This window comes from Variovorax sp. GW531-E2, assembly GCF_059423125.1.
This window is the reverse complement of sequence record NZ_JBWKXQ010000065.1, coordinates 18836-40468: the sequence shown is the minus strand read 5'-3', so window position 1 is coordinate 40468 and position 21633 is coordinate 18836. Positions and strand designations below refer to the sequence as shown.

General features: G+C 70.0%; 22 protein-coding genes. 16 read left to right on the top strand and 6 right to left on the bottom strand.

Features of this window, described 5'->3' with window-relative positions:
• Positions 1-21 precede the first annotated feature (21 nt).
• From AC07XP_RS27120 to pyrF, 5 genes are read left to right on the top strand one after another with little or no spacing between them, the layout of a single operon-like run.
• Complete coding sequence (locus AC07XP_RS27120; RefSeq protein WP_495266418.1) at positions 22-1017, top strand: DMT family transporter; 996 nt, start codon at positions 22-24, stop codon at positions 1015-1017.
• Complete coding sequence (gene tsaB, locus AC07XP_RS27115) at positions 1010-1720, top strand: tRNA (adenosine(37)-N6)-threonylcarbamoyltransferase complex dimerization subunit type 1 TsaB (RefSeq protein WP_495266416.1); 711 nt, start codon at positions 1010-1012, stop codon at positions 1718-1720. The genes AC07XP_RS27120 and tsaB overlap by 8 nt, the downstream gene beginning before the upstream one ends.
• Positions 1717-2259 (top strand): ribosomal protein S18-alanine N-acetyltransferase, encoded by a 543-nt coding sequence (gene rimI, locus AC07XP_RS27110; protein WP_495266415.1) that lies wholly within the window; start codon positions 1717-1719, stop codon positions 2257-2259. The genes tsaB and rimI overlap by 4 nt, the downstream gene beginning before the upstream one ends.
• On the top strand, positions 2256-3089 hold the full coding sequence (locus AC07XP_RS27105; protein ID WP_495266414.1) for a uracil-DNA glycosylase: 834 nt from the start codon (positions 2256-2258) through the stop codon (positions 3087-3089). The genes rimI and AC07XP_RS27105 overlap by 4 nt, the downstream gene beginning before the upstream one ends.
• A 33-nt stretch (positions 3090-3122) precedes the next feature.
• Positions 3123-3947, top strand: a complete 825-nt coding sequence (gene pyrF, locus AC07XP_RS27100; protein WP_062477481.1) for an orotidine-5'-phosphate decarboxylase — start codon at positions 3123-3125, stop codon at positions 3945-3947.
• A gap of 7 nt (positions 3948-3954) precedes the next feature.
• Here pyrF and AC07XP_RS27095 read toward each other — a convergent pair whose 3' ends face one another.
• The gene (locus AC07XP_RS27095; protein ID WP_062477478.1) at positions 3955-4689 is read right to left on the bottom strand and encodes a helix-turn-helix domain-containing protein; all 735 of its coding nucleotides are present in this window, start codon (positions 4687-4689) and stop codon (positions 3955-3957) included.
• Between the two features lie 138 nt (positions 4690-4827).
• Here AC07XP_RS27095 and AC07XP_RS27090 point away from each other — a divergent pair, with 138 nt between their 5' ends.
• The 6 genes from AC07XP_RS27090 (at position 4828) to AC07XP_RS27065 (ending at position 10780) form a co-directional block, all read left to right on the top strand.
• Entirely contained in the window at positions 4828-5685 is an 858-nt protein-coding gene (locus AC07XP_RS27090) for a hypothetical protein (protein WP_062477475.1), read from the top strand.
• A gap of 63 nt (positions 5686-5748) precedes the next feature.
• Positions 5749-7704: an MFS transporter gene (locus AC07XP_RS27085; protein WP_495266413.1), complete on the top strand. Its 1956-nt coding sequence runs from the start codon at positions 5749-5751 to the stop codon at positions 7702-7704.
• Between the two features lie 210 nt (positions 7705-7914).
• On the top strand, positions 7915-8361 hold the full coding sequence (locus AC07XP_RS27080) for a hypothetical protein (RefSeq protein WP_062477469.1): 447 nt from the start codon (positions 7915-7917) through the stop codon (positions 8359-8361).
• Entirely contained in the window at positions 8358-9158 is an 801-nt protein-coding gene (locus tag AC07XP_RS27075; RefSeq protein WP_062477466.1) for a DUF2145 domain-containing protein, read from the top strand. Before AC07XP_RS27080 ends, AC07XP_RS27075 begins: the two co-directional genes overlap by 4 nt.
• 43 nt (positions 9159-9201) lie before the next feature.
• Complete coding sequence (locus AC07XP_RS27070; RefSeq protein ID WP_495266412.1) at positions 9202-10311, top strand: serine endopeptidase; 1110 nt, start codon at positions 9202-9204, stop codon at positions 10309-10311.
• A gap of 91 nt (positions 10312-10402) precedes the next feature.
• Positions 10403-10780, top strand: coding sequence for a DUF3597 domain-containing protein (locus AC07XP_RS27065; RefSeq protein ID WP_095747238.1), 378 nt, complete (start codon positions 10403-10405; stop codon positions 10778-10780).
• A gap of 72 nt (positions 10781-10852) precedes the next feature.
• Here AC07XP_RS27065 and AC07XP_RS27060 read toward each other — a convergent pair whose 3' ends face one another.
• A complete protein-coding gene (locus AC07XP_RS27060; RefSeq protein ID WP_495266411.1) occupies positions 10853-11635 on the bottom strand; it encodes an SDR family NAD(P)-dependent oxidoreductase in 783 nt (260 codons plus the stop codon).
• A 135-nt stretch (positions 11636-11770) separates the two neighbouring features.
• Here AC07XP_RS27060 and AC07XP_RS27055 point away from each other — a divergent pair, with 135 nt between their 5' ends.
• Positions 11771-12127, top strand: coding sequence for a hypothetical protein (locus AC07XP_RS27055; RefSeq protein WP_495266410.1), 357 nt, complete (start codon positions 11771-11773; stop codon positions 12125-12127).
• Here AC07XP_RS27055 and tgt read toward each other — a convergent pair.
• Both tgt and queA read right to left on the bottom strand, forming a co-directional pair.
• The gene (gene tgt / locus AC07XP_RS27050; protein WP_062477456.1) at positions 12124-13296 is read right to left on the bottom strand and encodes a tRNA guanosine(34) transglycosylase Tgt; all 1173 of its coding nucleotides are present in this window, start codon (positions 13294-13296) and stop codon (positions 12124-12126) included. The genes AC07XP_RS27055 and tgt overlap by 4 nt on opposite strands.
• Positions 13297-13304: 8 nt before the next feature.
• Positions 13305-14348 (bottom strand): tRNA preQ1(34) S-adenosylmethionine ribosyltransferase-isomerase QueA, encoded by a 1044-nt coding sequence (gene queA / locus AC07XP_RS27045; protein WP_095747235.1) that lies wholly within the window; start codon positions 14346-14348, stop codon positions 13305-13307.
• Positions 14349-14473: 125 nt separating this feature from the next.
• On the opposite strand from queA, the gene AC07XP_RS27040 reads away from it, so the two are divergent.
• From AC07XP_RS27040 to recG, 3 genes are read left to right on the top strand one after another with little or no spacing between them, the layout of a single operon-like run.
• On the top strand, positions 14474-15163 hold the full coding sequence (locus AC07XP_RS27040; RefSeq protein ID WP_495266409.1) for a DUF4166 domain-containing protein: 690 nt from the start codon (positions 14474-14476) through the stop codon (positions 15161-15163).
• Positions 15160-16650, top strand: coding sequence for a TIGR01777 family oxidoreductase (locus AC07XP_RS27035; protein WP_495266408.1), 1491 nt, complete (start codon positions 15160-15162; stop codon positions 16648-16650). Before AC07XP_RS27040 ends, AC07XP_RS27035 begins: the two co-directional genes overlap by 4 nt.
• 11 nt (positions 16651-16661) lie before the next feature.
• Complete coding sequence (gene recG / locus AC07XP_RS27030) at positions 16662-18770, top strand: ATP-dependent DNA helicase RecG (RefSeq protein ID WP_495266407.1); 2109 nt, start codon at positions 16662-16664, stop codon at positions 18768-18770.
• Here the strand turns inward: recG and serB are convergent.
• Together serB and AC07XP_RS27020 are read right to left on the bottom strand one after the other, a co-directional pair.
• Positions 18760-19446 (bottom strand): phosphoserine phosphatase SerB, encoded by a 687-nt coding sequence (serB, locus tag AC07XP_RS27025; protein WP_495266406.1) that lies wholly within the window; start codon positions 19444-19446, stop codon positions 18760-18762. The two genes, recG and serB, sit on opposite strands and share 11 nt — an antisense overlap.
• Positions 19443-20327 (bottom strand): LysR substrate-binding domain-containing protein, encoded by an 885-nt coding sequence (locus tag AC07XP_RS27020; protein WP_240531241.1) that lies wholly within the window; start codon positions 20325-20327, stop codon positions 19443-19445. The genes serB and AC07XP_RS27020 overlap by 4 nt, the downstream gene beginning before the upstream one ends.
• 222 nt (positions 20328-20549) lie before the next feature.
• Between AC07XP_RS27020 and AC07XP_RS27015 the strand changes: the two genes are divergently transcribed.
• Complete coding sequence (locus tag AC07XP_RS27015; RefSeq protein WP_062477439.1) at positions 20550-21620, top strand: ABC transporter ATP-binding protein; 1071 nt, start codon at positions 20550-20552, stop codon at positions 21618-21620.
• Positions 21621-21633: the final 13 nt, after the last annotated feature.

Sequence of the window (21633 nt, the reverse complement as noted above, 5' to 3'; positions counted from 1 at the left end):
CCGCAGACCTCCCCGCCCCTCCTGTCTCCCCGCATGCTCGGCATCGGCGCGGCCGTGGTCACCGTCGTGGTCTGGACCGCCTTCATCCTCATCGCGCGCGCCTCGGCCGCGCGCTCGCTCACGCCCTTCGACCTGGCCTTTGCCCGCGTCTGCGGCGCCAGCCTGGTGCTGGTGCCCTGGGGCGCGTGGCTGGCGACGAAGCACCGCGGCGCGGTGTCCTCGTTCTTCGGCCTGTCGCCGCTGTCGCTGCGCGTGACGGCCACCGCCGGCATCTTCGGCGGCGTGGCCTACGCGCTCATCGCCTACAGCGGCTTCTTCTTCGCGCCGGCCGGCCATGCGGCCGTGCTGATGCCCGGCAGCCTGCCGCTGTGGACCACGCTGCTGGCCGCGCTGGTGCTGCGCGATCGCATCACGCCCACGCGCGCCATCGGCCTGGCGATGATCGTCGCGGGCGACCTCGTGGTCGGCGGGCGCAGCCTGTTGCACGCCTTCGAGGGCGGCGAGGTCTGGAAGGGCGACCTGATGTTCATGGGCGCCGCCTTCTGCTGGGCCTGCTACAGCGTGGTGGCGCGCCGCCACGGCCTGGACGCCGTGCGCGCGACCATCGCCATCACCGTGTTCGCCTTGATGACCTACGTGCCGGTCTACACCTTGCTGGTGGCCTCGGGCGCGGTCGTGAGCCACATCGGCAGCGCGCCGTGGGGCGAGGTCGCATTCCAGATGGCCTTCCAGGGCGTCGGCTCGGTGGTGATCTCCGGCATCACCTTCACGAAGATGATCCAGCACTTCGGCCCCGTGCGCACCACGATGATCACGGCGCTGGTGCCGGGCCTGTCGGCCTTCGGCGCGGTGCTGTGGCTGGACGAACCGATGCACTGGAGCCTGGTCGCCGGCCTCGCGCTGGTGACGGCCGGCATCCTGTTCGGCGTGCGCAAGGCAGCGGCCGTGCGCGTGGCCGCGCCGGCGCCGGTCTGCCCGACGCCGTGCCCGGCGGGAATGGGGCGTCCGAATGTCTGACAAGCTCCTGGCCTTCGACACGAGCACCGAGCACCTGTCGGTCGCGGTGCGCCACGGCGACCGCGTGCTGGCGCACAGCGGCGTGGGCGGCGCGCAGGCGTCGAGCACGCTGCTGCCGCTGATCCGCGAGCTGCTCGCCGACGCGGGGCTCGCGCTGGCCGAGCTCGACGCCATCGTCTTCGGGCGCGGCCCGGGCTCCTTCACTGGCCTGCGCACCGCCTGCTCGGTGGCGCAGGGCCTGGCCTTCGGCGCCAAGGTGCCGCTGTTGCCGGTCGACACCCTGCTGGCCGTGGCCGACGAGGCGCGCCATGCCTTCGGCGCGCAGCGCGTGGTGGCCGTGCTCGACGCGCGCATGGACCAGCTCTACGCCGCGCACTACGACTTCGCCTCCGCCGGCCCGTTCGGCGGCGATCCCGAGCCGCTGCTGCTGGCCCCTGAGGCGCTCGAGGTGCCGGCCGGCTGGGCGCTGGCCGGCAATGCCTTCACCGCCTACGGCCCGCGCCTGGCGAACGCCACGGCCCGCCACGAGGTGCTGCCCACGGCCGCCGCCATGCTGCGGCTGGCGCCCGCGCTGCTCGCGGCCGGCCGCACCGTGCCCGCCGCGCAGGCCTGGCCGCTCTATGTTCGCGATAAAGTGGCGCAAACCACCGAGGAACGCGCCGCCATCAAGGCGGCGGCCGCCGTTCCGCCGAACCCCGCATGAGCGCTGTCCTCCAGTCCGTCGAAGCCCGTCTTGAACCGCTCACCGTCGAGCGGATCGATGCCGTGTGCGCGGTCGAGCAGACGGCCTACACGCACCCCTGGACGCGCGCCAACTTCACCGATTCGATGGCCGTGGGCTACCACTGCCAGTGCCTGCTGGCGCCCGGCGTGGCGCCGGGTGTCGACTCGCCCTGCACCAGCCTGGGCGAAACGCTGATCGGCTACTTCGTCGCCATGAAGGGCGTGGACGAGGTGCACCTGCTCAACATCACCGTGGCGCCGGCCTTCCAGCGCCAGGGCTGGGCGCCGCTCATGCTCGAGGCGCTGGCCGGCTGGTCGCGCGGCGAGGGCGCGCTGTGGCTGTGGCTCGAGGTGCGCGAAAGCAACCGGCGCGCGCTCGACATCTACCTGCGGCAAGGCTTTCGCAGCGTCGGCGTGCGCAAGGGCTACTACCCGGCGTTCGACGGCAAGCGTGAAGACGCGGTCGTCATGAGCATGCGCCTCAACGAAACAGGCTCCGCCTGGGGAGCTTTGCGATGACGGACACCGCAGTCCACACCCTGCGCCTGGACGCGCGCCAGCGCGCCATGCTCGACGAGATGGGCGTGAAAGTCTGGTGGCCCGTGCCTCCGGAACCCGAGATCGAAGTCGAAGCCGAGCCGGAGGCTCCCGTGGCCGCTGATTCCGGCATGCCCGACATGCCCGAAGGCCCGCCGCTGGAGCTCGACGATCGCGACCAGTCCTACGACGCGCCGCCCCCGCCGCGCCCGGCACCCGCACCCGTCGCCCGTCCCGTGGCCGCCCCGGCGCCGCGTCCTGTCGCGCCGGCGCCCGTGGCGCAAGGCGCCGCCGTGCTGGTCGAAGCGCCCTGCCGCCTGTACGCCGACAAGGCCGATGCCGCAGCGCCGGTGCAGGGCGGCTGGCTGGTCGTGGCCGACATGCCGCCCGAGGCCGACGGCCGCCACGGCGAGCCCTTCGCGGGCGACGCCGGCCGCCTGCTCGACAACATGCTGCGCGCGCTGAAGCTGCACGACGGCCGCACGCCCGTGCACCTGATGCGCACGCACCGCGGCGTGGCCGCCGGCCAGCCCGGCAGCCCGCAGCCGATCGATGCCGCCTTCGACGCCCACGCGGTGGCGCTGGCGCCCAGCATCGTGCTGGCGATGGGCCCGCTGGCCGCGCAGAGCCTGATGCAAAGCCGCGATCCGTTGGGCAAGCTGCGCGGTCGCGCCGTGCCGCTGGCGTCGGCCAACGGCGTGCCGGTGGTCGCCACGTACCACCCCGCCTACCTGCTGCGCAACCCGGCCGACAAGGCCCGCGCCTGGGCCGACCTGTGCCTGGCGGCAGAGCAGGCCACCCCCACGGCCTGAGGCCGGCGGGCGGGGTCCGTAAAATCGGGCCCCATGACTTTCCTCGACAAGCTGGCCGCTGCACAGCAAACCAACGGTTCGTTGCTCTGCGTGGGCCTCGACCCTGAGCCAGCCAAATTCCCGGGGGCGTACAAGGGCGACGCCAGCCGCATCTATGACTTCTGCGCGCGCATCGTCGACGCGACGGCCGACCTGGTCATCGCCTTCAAGCCCCAGATCGCCTACTTCGCGGCCCACCGCGCCGAAGACCAGCTCGAGCGCCTGATGGAGCACATGCGCCGCAACGCGCCCCACGTGCCCACCATCCTGGACGCCAAGCGCGGCGACATCGGCTCCACCGCCGAGCAGTACGCGCTCGAAGCCTTCGAGCGCTACGGCGCCGACGCCGTGACCCTGTCGCCCTTCATGGGCTTCGACTCGGTCGCGCCGTATCTCCAGTACGAAGGCAAGGGCGCCTTCCTGCTGTGCCGCACCAGCAACCCCGGCGGTTCCGACCTGCAGGGCCAGCGCCTGGCCAGCGTCGAGGGCCAGCCCTTCCTGTACGAGCACGTCGCCCGCCTGGCGCAGGGCCCGTGGAACCTCAACGGCCAACTCGGCCTCGTGGTGGGCGCGACCTACCCGGCCGAGATCGAGCGCGTGCGCGAACTCGCGCCGACGGTGCCGCTCCTGATCCCGGGCGTCGGTGCCCAGGGCGGCGACGCGGTCGCCACCGTGCGCGCCGGCTGGCGCGCCGACGCGCCGATCATCGTGAACTCGTCGCGGGCCATCATCTACGCCTCGTCGGGCGAAGACTTCGCCGACGCGGCGAAGAACGCCGCGCGCACCACGCGCGACGCATTGGAAGCAGCGAAGCCCTGACGGGCCTTCAGTTCCGTCGCAGGCGGGTGAAGAGCTCGAATTCCCAGTTGCGCATGCCAAGGAGCAGGGTGTAGCCCTCGCGGTCCTTGGCCGACAGCTTCTGGTCGGTCTGGTGCTGCTGCGCAAAGTCTTGCGCCACGCGCTGCAGCCGCTCCATGAAGGCGGGCGCCAGCGACCGGCTGATCGAGCCGTGCACCAGCAGCAGGCCCTCGGCCGGGCCGTCGAAGCCGCCCTTGTAGTAGTCGAGCACCACGTTCTCGCGGAAGAACTCCATCACCGGGCCGTGCGGGCGCCAGCGGAAGGTTTTCGCGAGCTTCAGGCGATACCGGTTGAGCGGGCGCAGCTCGATGATGCCGATGCGGTCCAGCTGCGCCAGGCAGCCGATGCACTCGGCCTCGGTGATCCGGTACGACGACACGATCTGCTCCAGCGTCCACTGGCTCAGCACGCTGATCGCCACCAGCAGCAGCTTCTTGTCCTTGACCACGGCCTTTTCCTGCTCGTGCGTCAGCTCCTTCAGCAGCGGCTGGGCGTCGGCCACGCGCCGTGCCAGCTCGGCGAAATCGATCTTCAGGGCGCGGCAGATCGCATCGACGCGCGACAGCGGCATGTCGCTCTTGGCCAGCATGCGCTTGACGCTGGATTCCGCCATGTCCAGCGACCGGGCCAGGTCGGCATACGTCATGCGGGCGCTTTTGAGTTCGTTCTTGAGGGCCTGGACCAGGTCGACGGTGGTGCTCATGAAGGGAGGGTACGGGTTGAAGGTATAGAAAAAGGATACCGAAGGGAGTGAAATAGTGCCTCGTATCGATTCTCGATGCCTGGGGGAGGGCTGGCAACTAGATTCCACCCGCCAGCCACCACCCCACCGAGGAACGCCATGCTTCTGCCCACCCTGACACGCCGCGAACGCGGACTGTTGTTCACCTTCGCGCTGCTCTTGCTGATCGCCTTCTTCGGCCCGGCGCTGCCGGCCGCCGACGTGGCGATCGCCTCCGTGTTCGCCGACAACCGGCCGCTGTTCCACCTGCCCAACGCGATGGACGTGCTGAGCAACCTGCCGTTCCTGGCGATCGGCTGCCTGGGGCTGTACCGGCTCAACCGCATCGACCGCTCGCACCAGGAGGCACTGGCCGGGTTCCCGCTGGCGCCGCCCGCCAACGACCCGCCCGACAACACGCTGGACTGCGCCTGGCTGTTCTTCGCCGGCCTGATCGCCACCGCTGCCGGCTCGGCCTTCTATCACCTGCTGCCCGACGCGCCCCGCCTGGCCGCCGACCGCGCCGGCATGGCCGTGGCCTTCGCGGGCCTGATCGGCATCGCCGTCTGCGAGCGCGTCAGCCAGCGCGCCGGCTGGCCGGCCGCCTGGTTCGTGCTCACGGCCGGCCTGCTGGCGGCCGAGGTCTGCCAGGAAACCGGCAACGTGCTGCCCTGGGCGCTGGTGCAGTTCGGCGGCATGGCGGTGGTGCTCACGCTGGCGCTGGCCACGCCGATGCGCGGCGCTGTCGGGCTCAAGCTGGGCTGGGTGATCGCGTTCTATGTGGTGGCCAAGGCCTTCGAACTGGGCGATCACGCCATCTACGAAGCCACCGGCCACCTCGTGTCGGGCCACACGCTCAAGCACCTGGTGGCGTCGCTGGCCGGCCTGCCTGTGCTGATGGCGCTGTACCGCCTCGAAAAGGGCTGGCGCGCCACCCTGCTGCGGCACAATCCCGACCCAGCCGCCATCGCGGCATGACGCGGCTTGGCCACTGGAACGCCCGTGGCGCAGCGGTAGAAGACAAAGAGGAGATTGCATCGCATGACAACCCCCGCCGCCGCCGCGACTGCGCCCGTGGTGCATGAGCCCAACGCCCACGCGAACCAGTTCGCCCTGCTCGGCCAGCGGCGCTTCGCGCCCTTCTTCTGGACCCAGTTCGCGGGCGCCGCGAACGACAACCTCTTCAAGTTCGCCTTCACCGTCATGGTGACCTACCAGCTGCAACTGAGCTGGATGCCGCCCGCCATGGCGGGGCTGGTGATCGGTGCGCTGTTCATCCTGCCCTTCCTGCTGTTCTCGGCCACGGCCGGGCAGCTGACCGACAAGTTCGACAAGACGAAGATGATCCGCTTCGTCAAGAACCTCGAGATCGCGATCATGGTGATCGCCGCCTGGGGCTTCGTGCGCGCCGACGCGGTGGTGCTGCTGGGCTGCGTGTTCCTCATGGGGCTGCATTCCACGCTGTTCGGGCCGGTCAAGTTCGCCTACCTGCCGCAGGTGCTCGACTCGCGCGAGCTCACGGGCGGCAACGGCATGGTCGAGATGGGCACCTTCGTCGCCATCCTGCTGGGCCAGGTGGCGGGCGGGCTGCTGGTGGCGATGCCGCAGATCGGCCACACCACGGTGGCCGTGGCCTGCCTGCTGCTGGCGCTGGTGGGGCGCGGCGTGGCGCAGGCCATTCCGCCCGCGCCGGCCACCGATCCCAGCCTGGTCATCAACTGGAACCCCTTCAGCGAAACCTGGCGCAACCTGATGCTGGCGCGCGAGAATATCGTGGTGTTCCGCTCGCTGCTGGGCATCTCGTGGATGTGGTTCTTCGGCGCGGTGTTCCTGAGCCAGTTCCCCAGCTTCGCGAAGGAGGTGCTGCACGGCGACGAGCAGGTGGCGTCGCTGCTCTTGGTGGTGTTCTCGGTGGGCATCGGCGTGGGCTCGCTGCTGTGCGAGACGCTGAGCCGCCGGCAGGTGGAGATCGGCCTGGTGCCGCTGGGCGCCATCGGCATGAGCGTGTTCGCCATCGACCTGTACTTTGCCTCGCGCGCCTTGCCGCCTTCGGCCGGCATGGGCCTGGGCGCTTTCGTCCACCAGGCCGCGCACTGGCGCGTGATGGCCGACCTCGCGCTGCTGTCGCTCTTCGCGGGGCTGTACAGCGTGCCGATGTACGCCCTGATCCAGCTGCGCAGCCAGCCCACGCACCGCGCGCGGATCATCGCGGCGAACAACATCCTCAACGCGCTCTTCATGATCGGCAGCTCGGTGCTGGCCGGCGCGCTGCTGGGCGCGGGTTTCACCATTCCGCAGATCTTTTTGTTCACCGGCATCGCCAACGCGGTGGTGGCGTTCTACATCTTCATGCTGGTGCCCGAGTACCTGCTGCGCTTCGTGGCCTGGGTGCTGTCGCGCTTCGTGTACCGCTTCGACATCAAGGACGAGCAGCACATTCCCACGGAGGGCGCTGCCGTGCTGGTGTGCAACCACGTGAGCTTCATCGACGCGGTGCTGCTGATGGCCGCAAGCCCGCGCCCGATCCGTTTCATCATGGACCACCGCATCTTCAAGGTGCCCGTGCTCGGCTGGCTGTTCAAGCTGGCCAAGGCCATTCCGATCGCACCGCAGAAGGAAGACCCGGCCGCGTACGAGGCGGCCTTTGCCAAGGCCATCGGCGTGCTGCGCGAGGGCGACCTGCTGGGCATCTTCCCCGAAGGCGCGATCACGCGCGACGGCGAGCTGCAGCCCTTCAAGGGCGGCGTGATGAAGATCCTCGAGGGCGCGCGCGCCGAAGGCATCGAGCCGCCCGTGGTCCCGATGGCGCTGACCAACCTCTGGGGCTCGTACTTCAGCCGCATCGAGCTGCGCGGTGGTGAGCGCGTGGCCATGGCCAAGCCTTTCCGTCGCGGCTTCTTCAGTCGCGTGGGCCTGCGCGTGGGGCACCCCGTGGCGCCGCAGGAGGTGCAGCCCGAGACGCTGCGCCAGCGCGTGGCCGGCCTGCTGGCCTCCTGAGGCGTGCACCCCAAAGTATCTCTTCGGGATACTGCGGGACGCCAGGATCGCAACTGGTTGAAGTATTCGAGCCTCGCGGCGTGAAGGCGAACCATCATTCGCTCACCTTCACTGCGCCGCGAGGCCTTCATGCAACCCCTCTCATCCTCCCCCGTTTCGATCACCCAGCGCGACCTGCCGGCTTCGCGCAAGACCGCCCTGGTGCGCTCGATGGCCGCCCTGGCCTTCGCCGCCTGCGCCGCGTTCGCGGGTGTCGCGACGCCGCTGCCCGCACGGGCCCAGAGCGAGGCCTCGGCCGCGCTGTCGCTGCTGCCCGTGGCCTCGGTGGTCGGCGCCGCTTCGGTCGTCGGGGCGTCGGCTACCGCGGTGGTCGCCGTGCCCGCGGCGCTGTCGGTGGGCGGCTCGGTGCTCACCGTGATCGCGGTCGAGGCTTCGGTCGACGGCACCGTCTACCTGCTCGAACGCGCCTCGGACGGCGCCCGCGCCAGCGTCAAGGTGATGGGGCGCGCCACCCGTGGCGTGTCGGCGGCCGCCGGCACGGCCGTGGTCGTCAGCGTGATCGGCACGGGCGTCGTGCTCTCGGCCGCCGGCGAGGTGCTGGCCTTCGTGCCCAACGCGGTCGGCCGCGCACTGCTCCACAACGAAAGACTGTCGTGAAACCCGCCTTGCGCCCCGCGTTGCTGCTGGCGTTCGCCATCGCAGCGGTGCTGCCCTTGCAGGCGAACGCCGGCCGCTCGTGCGAACAGGTCAGGCCGACGCCGGCGCTGATCGTCAAGGGCATGCAGCTGGCCGAGCGCACCTCGCAGCAGCTCGACGCGAGCGGTGCGCGCGTGGTCATCCTGGCGCGCGCCGGACAGGACCTGAGCAAGTACGGCCTGCGCTATTCGCACCTGGGCATCGCCTACAAGACCGACGAGGGCCCGTGGCGCGTGGTGCACAAGCTCAACCACTGCGGCACCGCGGTGGCCGCGGTCTACCGGCAGGGGCTGGGCGAGTTCTTCCTCGACGACCTGTGGCGCTACGAGGCCGCCTGGTCCGTGCCCACGCCGGCGGTGCAGGCGCAGCTGATGGCCGCGCTGCGCGAGCCCGATGCGCGCCTCGTGCGCCTGAACGTGGCGCCCTACAGCATCGTGAGCTACGCCTGGGGCCAGAAGTACCAGCAGTCGAACCAGTGGGCCATCGAGACCCTGGCCGCCGCGATGGAGCCCGCCACCATCGGCACCCGCGCGCAGGCGCAGGCCTGGCTGCAGTTCAAGGGCTACGAGCCCACCACGTTGAACCTCGGCCCGCTGACCCGCCTGGGCGGGCGCGTGGGCTCGGCCAACATCGCTTTCGACGATCATCCGAACGAGAAGCGGTTCTCGGACCGCATCGAGACCGTGACCGTCGACTCGGTGTTCGCCTGGCTGCCGCGTGCGGGCTTAGGCGCGGCGCCGGTCACACTCAAGCTCTGAGCGAAGAGAAGCAACGAAGAAAAGAAAGAACGAAGGTAAGACCATGAGCAAATCCCTGCGCCTGTCCGAGAAGTGGTTCCGCCGCGGCCTGTGGCTGGTGGCGTTCGTGTTTGCGAGCTTCCTGATCGGGCTGGGCAGCACGATCGTGGGCGACCTGCCGCAGGTCGAGCGCGTGCGCGTGCTCGACGACTTCATCGACAAGCCCGCGGCCGAACCGCTGCGCGCCACCATCAAGGCCTCGGAGGCCGCCGAGCTGCAGGCCGCGCGCGACCTCGACCAGGCGCAGCTGCAGCTCAACACCGCGCAGCAGGCCAGCGCCAACGCGCGCGAGACCTTCGGCAACTGGATCGCCACGCGCCGCGCCACCGCGCAGCCCGACCAGGACACCGAGCTCATCGCGCGCACCAAGGCGCTCGACGCCTTCAAGCAGAAGGAAGACGCGGCGCAGCGCAAGGCCGACGCACAACGGCAGATCGCGCTCGACGCGCGCCAGGCCGAGCAGCGTGCGCGCGCGGCATTGGGCGTGCTGGAGCACGACGCGCAGCAGCGCCTGGACGCCGAGTACCGCCGCGTCGAACTGCGCGTGTTCGGCTACCGGCTCGCGCTGACCCTGCCGCTGCTGCTGGTGGCCGGCTGGCTGTTCGTGAAGAAGCGCAAGAGCACCTACTGGCCCTTCGTGTGGGGCTTCATCTTCTTCGCCCTCTTTGCCTTCTTCGTCGAGCTGGTGCCCTACCTGCCGAGCTACGGCGGCTACGTGCGCTACGTGGTGGGCATCGTGCTCACGGTGCTGGTGGGGCGCTACGCCATCGTGGCGCTCAACCGCTACCTGGCGCGCCAGAAGCTCGCCGAGCAGCAGCCCGACCAGGTGCGCCGCGAAGAGCTGAGCTACGACGTCGCGCTGGCCCGCCTGGCCAAGAGCGTGTGCCCCGGCTGCGAGCGGCCGGTCGACCTGAAGAACAACGAGATCGACTTCTGCCCGCACTGCGGCATCGGCCTGTTAGACCACTGCGGCCACTGCAGCACGCGCAAGAGCGCGTTCTCCAAGTTCTGCCATGCCTGCGGTACCTCGGCCGCTGCGCAGGCGCTGCATACACCTGTGACCGGCACTGCGCAATCGGTCACGCCGGGCGCACCGGTTCAGCCGGCCACGTAGCGAAAGCGCCGCACGGTCGTGCTACAACCCCGGGCTGCGTCACGCAACGCCGTGCCGCGGGTTTTCCCATTCACATTGACGGAGCACACCCATGAGCATTTTCGGCAAGATTTTTTCCAAGATTTTTCCGTCGGCCAACGCCGCTGAAGTCGTCGCCGCACCGCCGGCGGCAGCACCCGGCGCGCCGGCCGTTGCCGCACCGCCGCCCGCGATCCCGCTGGGCGACGTGCCCGCCGTCCTGGACGCGATGCCGGGTGCCGCCGGCCTGAACTGGCGCACCTCGATCGTCGACCTGCTCAAGCTGCTGGGCCTGGACAGCAGCCTCGCCGCGCGCAAGGAACTGGCCAGCGAAATCCTCTACAGCAACGGCGAACCGGGTTCGGCCGAATGGAACATCGGCCTGCACAAGCAGGTGATGACTCGCATCGCCGCCAATGGCGGCACGCTGCCGGCCGAACTGCGCGACTGATCGTCCCGCCACCCACGCAGCAAAAAGCCCGGCACGCCGGGCTTTTTTCTTTGGGGCGACCGTCGACGCGCTTCAGGTCCAGCCTGCGTCCACCACGTAATCCTGTGCGGTGCACATGCGCGAATCGTCGGCCGCGAGGAACAGCGCCATCGCGGCGATGTCTTCCGCCATCACGCGGCCCGGCAGGCACTGGGCCGCATCGATCTCCGCGCCCGATTCGGGCTTCACCCACAGCTTGATCTGCCGCTCGGTCATCACCCAGCCCGGCATGATCGTGTTGACCCGGATGTTCTGCTTGCCCAGGTCGCGCGCCAGCGAGCGCGTGAGGCCGATCACGCCCGCCTTGCAGGCCTGGTAGACCGGGTAGCCGCGGCCCTTCATGAGCCAGCTGATCGAGCCGAAGTTGACGATCGAGCCGCCGCCCAGCGCGCGCATGTCGTCGGCCACGGCCTGCGCGGCGAAGAACTGGTGCTTGAGGTTGACGGCCACGAGGCGGTCGAAGTCGTCGCTGGTCACGTCGGCCATCTCGTGGCGCCGGTCGTTGGCGGCGTTGTTCAGCAGCACCGACACCGGCCCGAAGCGTTGGCGCACCGCGTCGATGGCGGCGGCGAGGGCGGCCGTGTCGGTCACGTCGCAGGGCACGAACAGCGCGGGGTGCGCGCCTTGCAGCTGCGCGGCGAGCGCGCTGCCGGCGGTCGTGTCGAGGTCGCAGAAGCCGACCTTCGCACCTTGGGCATGAAAGGCCCGCACCAGCGATTCGCCGATGCCGCTGGCGCCGCCCGAGATGAACACGGTGCGGCCGGCCAGCGAGGGGTAGCGGGCGGTATAGGCCGTGGGTAGGGAGGCGTTGGTCATGAGGGTGAGGACAACCGCAGTGAAGACAGGGCAAGCGTACCGGATGACGGCGTCCCTGGTGCCGGCCGGGCCTCCACCCGGCGTATGGCTTCCGGCCTGTGGGCAGGGCGCCGTGGCAGGCATACGCTTCGACCCATGAGCTCCTTCAACCGCCGCTTCGTCTTCTGCCTCGCGCTTCTTCCGGCCGCCTTCGCGGCGCGGCACGTCCGCGCACAGGCTCCGGCGCCCGTGCTGCTCTTCAAGGTGATCTCGCCGCGCGACGACATCGTGGTGGGCATCGAGGCGGCCCAGCTGGGCGCCGGCGCGGCGCCGCCCGTGCAGCGGCTTGCGGCCATGCTGGCCGAGAAGGGTCAGCTCACGCTCTGGCAGTACGCCTCGCACAAGGACGCGAGCGGGGCGCTGGTGCAGGCGCCGCTCAGGCAGGTCGTGGTCTTCAGGAACGAGCTGCTGCGCATCGAACCCTACGCGACGCCCCTGGCCATCAGGCCTTAGACGCCGCGTGCGCGGTCGGCCTTGAACTGCGCGCGGAACGCCGTGAAGGTGCCCGCGTCGAGCGCCGCGCGGATCTCCGTCATCAGGTTCAGGTAGTAGTGCAGGTTGTGGATCGTGCACAGCATCGGGCCGAGCATTTCGCCGCAGCGGTCCAGGTGGTGCAGGTAGGCGCGGCTGAAGCCTTCGCGCCCGCCGTCGTTCCACGACACGCCCGAGGTGCCGGCGCAGGCGTGGCAGGTGCAGCTGGGGTCGACCGGCTGCGGGTCGCTCTTGTGGCGCGCGTTGCGCATCTTCAGGTCGCCGAAGCGCGTGAACATCGTGCCGTTGCGCGCATTGCGCGTGGGCATCACGCAGTCGAACATGTCGACGCCGTCGGCCACGCCCTGCACCAGGTCCTCGGGCGTGCCCACACCCATCAGGTAGCGCGGCTTGTTCGCCGGCAGCCGGTGCGGCGTGTGGCCCATGATGTGCAGCATCTCTTCCTTGGGCTCGCCCACGCTCACGCCGCCGATGGCGTAGCCGGGGAAGTCCATGTCGACCAGCGCCGCCAGCGACTCTTCGCGCAGGTTCTCGAACATGCCGCCCTGCACGATGCCGAACAGTGCGTTCGGGTTCGAAAGGCGCGTGAACTCGGCCTGGCAGCGCTTGGCCCAGCGCAGGCTCAGTTCCATCGAGACGCGCGCCTCGGCCTCGGTCGTGATGTGGCCCTTGGTGTCGTAGGGCGTGCACTCGTCGAACTGCATCACGATGTCGCTGTTCAGGATGGTCTGGATCTGCATCGAGACCTCGGGCGTGAGGAACAGCTTGTCGCCGTTGACGGGCGACGCGAACTTCACGCCCTCTTCGCTGATCTTGCGCATCGCGCCCAGCGACCACACCTGGAAGCCGCCCGAGTCGGTGAGGATGGGCTTGTCCCATTTCTCGAACTGGTGCAGCCCGCCGAAGCTCGCCATCACGTCCAGGCCCGGGCGCATCCACAGGTGGAAGGTGTTGCCCAGGATGATCTGCGCGCCCATCTCTTCGAGGCTGCGCGGCATCACGCCCTTGACGGTGCCGTAGGTGCCCACCGGCATGAAGATCGGCGTCTGGACCTTGCCGTGGTTGAGCGTGAGCGTCGCGCGGCGCGCGTGGCTGTCGGGGTCGGTCTTGAGGAGTTCGAAGTTCAGCATGATGTCGTTCAGTCCTGGGTGCGTGCGAGCAGCATGGCATCGCCGTAGCTGAAGAAGCGGTAGCCGTTGGCGATGGCGTGGGCATACAGCGCCATCACGCGCTCGTAGCCCGCGAAGGCCGAGACCAGCATCATCAGCGTGCTCTTGGGCAAATGGAAGTTGGTCACCAGCACGTCGACATGCGCGAAGGCGAAGCCCGGCGTGATGAAGATGCGCGTGTCGCCCGTGGCCTCGCCACTCTTGGCCCACGACTCGAGCGTGCGCACGGTGGTCGTGCCCACGGCGACCACGCGCCCGCCGCGGGCCTTGCATTCGGCGATGGCGCGCTGCGTGGCCTCGGGCACTTCGTAGCGCTCGGCGTGCATCGTGTGTTCGGCGATGTTCTCGGTCTTCACCGGCTGGAAGGTGCCGGCGCCCACGTGCAGCGTGACGTTGGCGCGCTGCACGCCGCGCGCTTCGAGTTCGGCCAGCAGGCCTTCGTCGAAATGCAATGCGGCCGTGGGCGCGGCCACGGCGCCGGGCACGCGCGCGAACACGGTCTGGTAGCGGCTTTCGTCGTCGGCCGAGTCGGTGTGCGTGATGTAGGGCGGCAGCGGCACGTGGCCGCAGCGCTGCATCAGCGCATACGGGTCTTCGCCGGCGTCGCTCTCGAAGCCGAAGCGGAACAGCGCGCCGTCTTCCTCGGGCCAGCGGCCCAGCAGCGTGGCGCGAAAGCCGCCCACCATCTCGAGCGTGGTGCCCACGGGCGGCTTCTTGCTGACCTTCATGTGTGCGACCACCTCGTGGCCCTGCAGCACGCGCTCGACCAGCAGTTCGAGCTTGCCGCCGGTCGGCTTCTCGCCGAACAGGCGCGCCTTGACCACGCGCGTGTCGTTGAAGACCAGCAGGTCGCCCGCGCGCAGCAGCGAGGGCAGTTCCTTGAAGATGCGGTCGGCCGGGGCGGGGCCTGTGCCGTCGAGCAGACGGGAGGCGGTGCGTTCGGTGGCCGGGTGTTGTGCCACCAGCTCGGGCGGCAGATGGAAATCGAAATCGGAAAGCGTGAAGGCGCGCATGGTGCTTGAGGGCCGGACGGGCCCGTGCCAAGGAGGCATGGGAAGGGAAAAAGGCGGAGAGCGGCGATTGTCCCATGGCCCGGAATCACGGGCGCCGCCGGGGGTTGCCGAGGCAGAATCGACGCATGGTCGATTCTTCCGTCGCGCGTGTCACGCCAGCCCCCGCCCCACCTTCCGAAGGCGAGCTCTTCAAGAAGATCCTGGGCGGCGCCTGGATGGGGCTGCACCCCGACATCCGCCGGCGCTTCGACAAGAACCCCCTGCCGGGCAAGGCGCTGCACTACCTGGGCGCGCTCAGCGAGCTGCGCTGCTCGCGCTTCGGCAAGCTGCTGGGGCACCTCACGCAGCCGATGATCCAGGGCGCGCTGATCCCCTACAGCGACAGCCACTTCCCGGTCGAGATCCAGGTCTACGCCCGGCCCGAGGACCCGGCCATCTACAAGCAGCGCATCTACCGCCTGCACGACCGCAAGCCCATCCAGTTCACCAGCTTCATGCGCGAGAGCGAGCGCGGCGAGGTGCTGGAGTACGTCGGCATGGGGCTGGGCATGAAGCTGGTGCTGAGCGTGGAGCCCAACGGCAGCCTGCATTTCCAGAGCGACGGCTATTTCTGGGAGGTGTTCGGCTGGCGCATTCCGCTGCCGGGCCTGTTCACGCCGGGCAAGACCTTTCTCTGGCACCACAACGAGACGCCCGAGCGCTTCAACATCCGCATCGAGATCCGCCACTGCCTCATGGGCACCACCTTCACGCAGGTCGGCGTGTTCGAGGAAGTGCCGGAGCCGCCGCCGCAGCCGCAGGCGGTGTCCGCATGATCGACACGCACCTGCTGGCCCTGCAGCTCATGGCGGCGCAAGGCGCGCTGGGCGCCTTCGACACGCTCTACCACCACGAAGGCACCGAGGCCCTTCCACGCCGCAGCACGGCGGGGCGCGAGCTGGCGATCCACGCCACGCGCTCGTCGATCTACTGCGCACTGTTCCTCGGGCTGTCGGCATGGGCCTGGCACGGCGCGTGGGCGTGGGTGCTGCTCGTGGTGTTCGGCGTCGAAATCGTGCTCACGCTGTGGGACTTCGTGGTCGAAGACGGCAGCCGCCTGCTGCCGCCCACCGAACGCGTGACGCACACGGTGCTGGCCATCAACGCCGGCGCGTTCATCGCGCTGCTGGCGATGAGCGCGGTCGGCTGGGCAGCGCAACCGACCGCGATGGTGTGGCAGCCGCACGGCTGGCTCAGCGCCTTCCTGGCGTTGTGCGGCGTGGGTGTCGGTATCTCGGGCCTGCGCGACGGCTTCGCGGCGCGCGCGCTGTTCAAGCAGCAGAAGCAGGCGCAGGTGCGCGCCGTCGAGGCCCCGGTGCATTTCGGCACGAAGCCGCAGCAGGTGCTGGTGACAGGCGGCACCGGCTTCATCGGCCAGATCCTCGTGCGCCACCTGCTGGCCGACGGCCATGCGGTGACGGTGTGGACGCGCGACGCGCGCGGCGCCGCCTGGGGCTTCGGCGGCGCGGTGCGCTGCGTGCAGTCGCTCGACCAGATTCCCGCCGCGGACACGATCGACGTGGTCGTCAACCTCGCGGGCGCGCGCATCCTCGGCCAGCGCTGGAGCGCGCGGCGCCAGCAACAGCTGCTGCAAAGCCGCGAAGGCCTGACGCAGCAGCTCGTCGCGTGGATCGCCACGCGCCCGCGCAAGCCGTGGCTGCTGCTCTCGGGCTCGGCCATCGGCTACTACGGCGTGCAGCCGCAGGGCGATGCCACCGAACTCACCGAAGACGCGCCGCCGCAGGACATCTTCATGTCGACGCTGTGCCAGCGCTGGGAGCGCGCCGCGCACGCGGCCGTGGCGCACGGTGTTCGCGTGGCCTGCCTGCGCTTCGGCTTCGTGCTGGGCCACCAGGGCTCGCTGCCGCAGCTGCTGATGCCCGTGCAGCTGGGCATGGGCGGGCGCCTGGGCAGCGGGCGGCAGTGGCTGTCGTGGGTGCATGTGCACGACCTGATCCGCGCCATCGCGCATGTGTGGACGGTGACGGAGCCGGACACCGGCCCGGCCAGCGCGCAGGCCTTCAACGTCGCCGCACCGGGTGCAGTGAGCCAGGAGGCCTTCACCCGCGTCGCGGCCAGCGTGCTGCACCGCCCCTGCTGGATGCCCACGCCCGCCGCGCCCGTGAAGCTGCTGCTCGGCGAGCAAGCCGACTTGCTGCTCGAAGGCCAGCGCGTGGTGCCGGCGCAGTTGCTGCGCAGCGGCTTCCAGTTCATGTTCCCCGATGCCCGCAGCGCCTTGACGGACCTTTGCCGTCCACGCTAGAAGCCTTGTCCGTGCCCGCCAAGAAAGAACCGACTCCCCCTGCCGCGCCGGCGTCACCGCCCGGCACCGGCCTGAGCCTCGTGCAGCGCGCGCTGCGCAAGCTCGGCCTCGTGCGCGACATCGACTTCGCGCTCTACCTGCCGATGCGCTACGAGGACGAGACCCGCATCGTGCGCCTGGTCGACACGCGCGACGGCGACATGGCGCAGGTCGAGGGCGTGGTCACCGAGTGCGAGGTGGTGTTCCGACCGCGCCGCCAGCTCATCGCCACCATCGACGACGGCAGTGACACCTGCCAGCTGCGCTTCTTCAACTTCTATCCCTCGCAGCAGAAGCAACTGGCGGTGGGCGCCAAGGTGCGCGTGCGCGGCGAGATGCGCGGCGGTTTCGTGGGGCGGCAGATCATGCACCCGACCGTGAAGGCGGCCGGCACGGCGCTGCCCAACGCGCTCACGCCCGTGTACTCGACCGTGGCCGGGCTCGCGCAGCCGGTGCTGCGGCGCGAGGTGCGCTCGGGCCTGGCGCGCGCGCTGCTCGACGAGACCATTCCAGTGCAGATCGGCCTACGCGGCGCGTGGGACCTGCGCAGCGCGCTGAGCTTCCTGCACTACCCGACGCCCGACGTGTCGATCGCCGCGCTCGAAGACCACAGCCACCCGGCGTGGCAGCGCATCAAGGCGGAAGAACTGCTGGCGCAGCAGCTCTCGCAGCTGCAGGCGCGGCTGGAGCGCGCGGCGCAGCGTGCGCCGGTGCTGCCTGCGTCCACCGACGCGGCGGCGAGCTCGCTGCATGCGCAGTTGCTCGCCGTGCTGCCCTTCGGCCTCACCGGCGCGCAGCAGCGCGTGGGCGAGGAAATCACGGCCGACCTGCACCGCCAGGTCCCGATGCACCGCCTGCTGCAGGGCGACGTGGGCTCGGGCAAGACCGTGGTCGCGGCACTGGCCGCGGCGCGCTGCATCGACGCGGGCTTCCAGTGCGCGCTGATGGCGCCCACCGAAATCCTCGCGGCCCAGCACTTCGGCAAGCTGGTCGGCTGGCTCGATCCCCTGCTGGCCGAGCGCGGCCTGCGCGTGGCCTGGCTCACAGGCAGCCAGAAGAAGAAGGAGCGCGACGAGATGTCGGCCGCCGTCGAGAGCGGCGAGGCCGCGCTGGTCATCGGCACGCACGCGGTCATCTCGGAGAAGGTGCGCTTCAAGAACCTGGCGTTGGCCATCATCGACGAGCAGCACCGCTTCGGTGTCGCGCAACGCCTGGCCCTGCGTGGCAAAGCCGGCGGCGACCTCGAACCGCACCTGCTGATGATGAGCGCCACGCCCATCCCCCGCACGCTCGCGATGAGCTACTACGCCGACCTCGACGTCTCCACGCTCGACGAGCTGCCGCCCGGCCGCACGCCCATCGTCACCAAGCTGGTGGCCGACCACCGGCGCGACGAGGTCATCGACCGCATCCAGGCGCAGATTTCGCAAGGCCGGCAGGTCTACTGGGTCTGCCCGCTGATCGAGGAGAGCGAGGCGGTCGACCTGCGCAACGCCACCGAGACGCGCGACGAACTCGCCGGCACGCTGGGCGAACACATCCAGGTCGGCCTGCTGCATTCGCGCATGCCCACGGCCGAGAAGCAGGCGGTGATGGCCGCCTTCACCGCGAACGAGATCCAGGTGCTGGTGAGCACCACGGTGATCGAAGTGGGCGTCGACGTGCCCAACGCCTCGCTGATGGTGATCGAGCATGCCGAGCGCTTCGGCCTCTCGCAGCTGCACCAGCTGCGCGGGCGCGTGGGGCGCGGCGCGGCGGCCTCGGCCTGCGTGCTGCTCTATGCGCCGGGCGACAGCGGCCGTGTGGGCGAAGCGGCGCGCGCGCGGCTCAAGGCCATGGCGGAGACCGGTGACGGCTTCGAGATCGCGCGGCGCGACCTGGAGATTCGTGGCCCCGGCGAGTTCCTCGGTGCACGTCAGTCGGGCGCGCCGCTGCTGCGCTTTGCCGACCTCGCGACCGACACGCTGCTGCTCGACTGGGCGCGCGAACTCGCGCCGGTGATGCTGCAGAAGCACCCCGAGCTGGCGCAACGCCACATCGACCGCTGGCTCGGCACCAAGGCCGAATACCTCAAGGCCTGAGGAGGTCCAGCAGCCGGTCGAGCCCGCCCTCGTCGATCGACAGCATGGCGGCCTCGCGCACCAGGGGCTTGGCGTGGTAGGCCACCGACAGCCCGGCCACACGCATCATCGGCAGGTCGTTCGCGCCGTCGCCCACGGCAATGGCCTGGGCCGGCGGGATGCCCATCGCGCGGCAGCATTCGAGCAGCTTGTCCTTCTTGGCCTCGCCGTCGCAGATGTCGCCCCAGGGCTGGGGCAGCATGCGACCGGTGAGCCGGCCGTCTTCGATCTCCAGCACGTTGGAGCGCGTGTCGTCCAGCTGCAGCCGCTCGCGCAGGCGGTCGGTGAAGAAGGTGAAGCCGCCGCTCAGCAGCACGACGCGCAGGCCGGCCTGCTTGCACGCGGCGATCAGCGTCTCGGCGCCGGGGTTCAGGTGCAGGCGCTGGTCGTACACGGCCTGCAGCGCCGACAGCGGCACGCCGCGCAGCAGGGCCACGCGCCGGCGCAGGCTGTCCTTGTAGTCGGTGATCTCGCCGCGCATCGTGGCCTCGGTGATCGCCGCGACCTTGGGGCCGCAGCCCGCGATGTCGGCGATCTCGTCGACCGTCTCGATGTCGATCAGCGTCGAGTCCATGTCGAAGGCGATCAGCTTGAAGTCCGACAGCCGCAGGGGAGGAAGAGTGAGCGTGGTGGTCATGGGGTGGGGCTTCCCGCGTTCCAGTGCTGCGTGCCGAGCCAGTCGACGAACTGCCGTGCCAGCGCGGCCACCGGCCCTTCGGTGCGGTACAGCGCGTAGACGCCGGAGGCCGGCAGGCGGGGTTCGGGAAACACCAGGCGCAGCCGGTCGGCGCGGATGTCTTCCTCGAGCAGGCACCAGGGCGCCAGCGCGAGCCCCAGGTCGTTCATGGCGGCCTGCATGCAAAGAAACTGATGGTCGAACACGGGGCCGGGCAGCTGGGGCGGCACGCGCACGCCGGCCAGCTCGAACCAGCGCGGCCAGTTCTCCACTTCGCCGGCGGCCTGCAGCAGCGGGTGGCCCAGGCAGTCGGCCATGCTGGCGATGCGGTGCCGTTCGATGAAGCGTGGCGACGCCACGGCCACGAGGTGGTCGTCCAGGCAGCGCACGCAGGTGTGGTCGGGGCGCTGCATGGGAATGCGGCGGATCAGCACGTCGCTGCCGGCCTCGGCCTGGTCGAAGAACTGCCGGCCCAGGGTCGACAGCTGCACGTCGGTCTGCGGCGCCAGGGCCTGAAAGCCGGCCAGCCGCGGAATGAGCCACTTCATCGCCAGCGAGGGCGTGGTGCACACGCGCAGGCTGGCGCGCTGGTGGGGCGACTTCAGCGCGGCCGTGGCGCTGGCGATGCGGTCCAGGCTGGCCTGCACCTCGGCGAAGTAGTCGCGCGCATGGGGCAGCAGCGTCGCGCCGCGGGCCTCGCGCGCGAACAGCGGCTGGCCCAGGTAGTCCTCCAGCAGGCGGATCTGCTGGCTGACGGCGCTGTGCGTGATGCTGAGTTCGTCGGCGGCCGCGGTGAAGTTGGCATGGCGCGCCGCCGCTTCGAAAGCGCGCAGCGCTTTCAAAGGGGGGAGGCGTCGGGTCACCACATGCGTACCTTGGCGAGCGGGCTTGTCTTCCTCATGTTCTTTTCGTGTTCGGTTGCGTGCCGCCCGGGGTTGGAGGCCGGCGCGCATCGTAGACCGGGAAGCCTGCAGAAAAACTAACCGGCCGCCTTAAAAAATACGGCTGGTGGCACGCAGGGGGCGCACCTAGCATCGCGCTTCCTTCCACCCTGAACAAGAGACATGGCTTCCATCACCATCGACAACGTCGTGAAGCAGTTCGCCAACCAGACGGTGCTGCAGAACCTGTCGCTGCATGTGCCCGATGGCGCCTTCTACACCCTGCTGGGCCCCAGCGGCTGCGGCAAGACGACCCTGCTGCGCTGCATCGCGGGCTTCAACGAACCCGACGGCGGCCGCATTCTTTTCGACAAGGACGACGTGACGCGCGTGTCCACCCACCACCGCGACATCGGCATGGTGTTCCAGGACTATGCGCTGTTCCCCGACAAGACGGCCTTCGACAACGTGGCTTACGGCCTGCGCGCGCGCAAGGTGCCCAAGGCCGAGATCGCCCGACGCGTCAACGAGGCGCTGGACAAGGTGAGCCTGCTCGCACTGGCCGACCGCTACCCCGCGCAGATGAGCGGCGGCCAGCGCCAGCGCGTGGCGCTGGCGCGCGCGCTGGTGATCCGCCCGCGCGTGCTGCTGATGGACGAGCCGCTGTCCAACCTCGACGCCAAGATGCGCCTGCAGATGCGCGACGTGATCCTGGACCTCGTGCGCGAGGCCGGCATCACCACCGTGTTCGTCACGCACGACCAGGAAGAGGCGCTGGCCATGTCCGACCGCATCGCCATCATGGACCGCGGCAGCATCGCGCAGCTGGGCACGCCCGAAGAGCTGTACGGCACGCCGGTGAACGCCTACGTGGCGGACTTCATCGGCTCGGCCAACGTGATCCCGGTGCCGGCCGAGTCCGCCGGCGGGGCCGCGTCGCACGTGCGCTACCAGCTGTGCGGCCAGCAACTGGACGGCAAGCAGGGCGGCGCCGCGCTGGGCGCGCAGGGCATCCTCATCGCGCGGCCCGAGGCGCTGTCGCTGATGGCGCCCGCGCCTCACGTGCCCAACGCCATCGCGGGCGAGGTGCTGCGCCGCCAGTACCTGGGCTTCAAGACCGCCTACCGCATCCGGCTGCACGACCAGTCGGAGATCCGCGTCGAGCTGCACGCCGGCAACATGGTGGCCGACTTCCAGGCCGGCGATGCGGTGCAGGTGCTGGTGCCGGCTGACAGCCGCGTCGTCGCCGCCTGAACGGACACGCACG

Coding starts and splice junctions, on each gene's coding strand:
- AC07XP_RS27060 (WP_495266411.1), bottom strand. CDS start 11,635: ATGACCAACGCCTCCCTACCCACGGCCTATACCGCCCGCTACCCCTCG.
- AC07XP_RS27090 (WP_062477475.1), top strand. CDS start 4,828: ATGCTTCTGCCCACCCTGACACGCCGCGAACGCGGACTGTTGTTCACC.
- AC07XP_RS27040 (WP_495266409.1), top strand. CDS start 14,474: ATGGTCGATTCTTCCGTCGCGCGTGTCACGCCAGCCCCCGCCCCACCT.
- rimI (WP_495266415.1), top strand. CDS start 1,717: ATGAGCGCTGTCCTCCAGTCCGTCGAAGCCCGTCTTGAACCGCTCACC.
- AC07XP_RS27065 (WP_095747238.1), top strand. CDS start 10,403: ATGAGCATTTTCGGCAAGATTTTTTCCAAGATTTTTCCGTCGGCCAAC.
- AC07XP_RS27095 (WP_062477478.1), bottom strand. CDS start 4,689: ATGAGCACCACCGTCGACCTGGTCCAGGCCCTCAAGAACGAACTCAAA.
- AC07XP_RS27105 (WP_495266414.1), top strand. CDS start 2,256: ATGACGGACACCGCAGTCCACACCCTGCGCCTGGACGCGCGCCAGCGC.
- tgt (WP_062477456.1), bottom strand. CDS start 13,296: ATGCTGAACTTCGAACTCCTCAAGACCGACCCCGACAGCCACGCGCGC.
- AC07XP_RS27015 (WP_062477439.1), top strand. CDS start 20,550: ATGGCTTCCATCACCATCGACAACGTCGTGAAGCAGTTCGCCAACCAG.
- AC07XP_RS27080 (WP_062477469.1), top strand. CDS start 7,915: ATGGCCGCCCTGGCCTTCGCCGCCTGCGCCGCGTTCGCGGGTGTCGCG.
- AC07XP_RS27070 (WP_495266412.1), top strand. CDS start 9,202: ATGAGCAAATCCCTGCGCCTGTCCGAGAAGTGGTTCCGCCGCGGCCTG.
- tsaB (WP_495266416.1), top strand. CDS start 1,010: ATGTCTGACAAGCTCCTGGCCTTCGACACGAGCACCGAGCACCTGTCG.
- pyrF (WP_062477481.1), top strand. CDS start 3,123: ATGACTTTCCTCGACAAGCTGGCCGCTGCACAGCAAACCAACGGTTCG.
- AC07XP_RS27085 (WP_495266413.1), top strand. CDS start 5,749: ATGACAACCCCCGCCGCCGCCGCGACTGCGCCCGTGGTGCATGAGCCC.
- serB (WP_495266406.1), bottom strand. CDS start 19,446: ATGACCACCACGCTCACTCTTCCTCCCCTGCGGCTGTCGGACTTCAAG.
- AC07XP_RS27035 (WP_495266408.1), top strand. CDS start 15,160: ATGATCGACACGCACCTGCTGGCCCTGCAGCTCATGGCGGCGCAAGGC.
- queA (WP_095747235.1), bottom strand. CDS start 14,348: ATGCGCGCCTTCACGCTTTCCGATTTCGATTTCCATCTGCCGCCCGAG.
- AC07XP_RS27055 (WP_495266410.1), top strand. CDS start 11,771: ATGAGCTCCTTCAACCGCCGCTTCGTCTTCTGCCTCGCGCTTCTTCCG.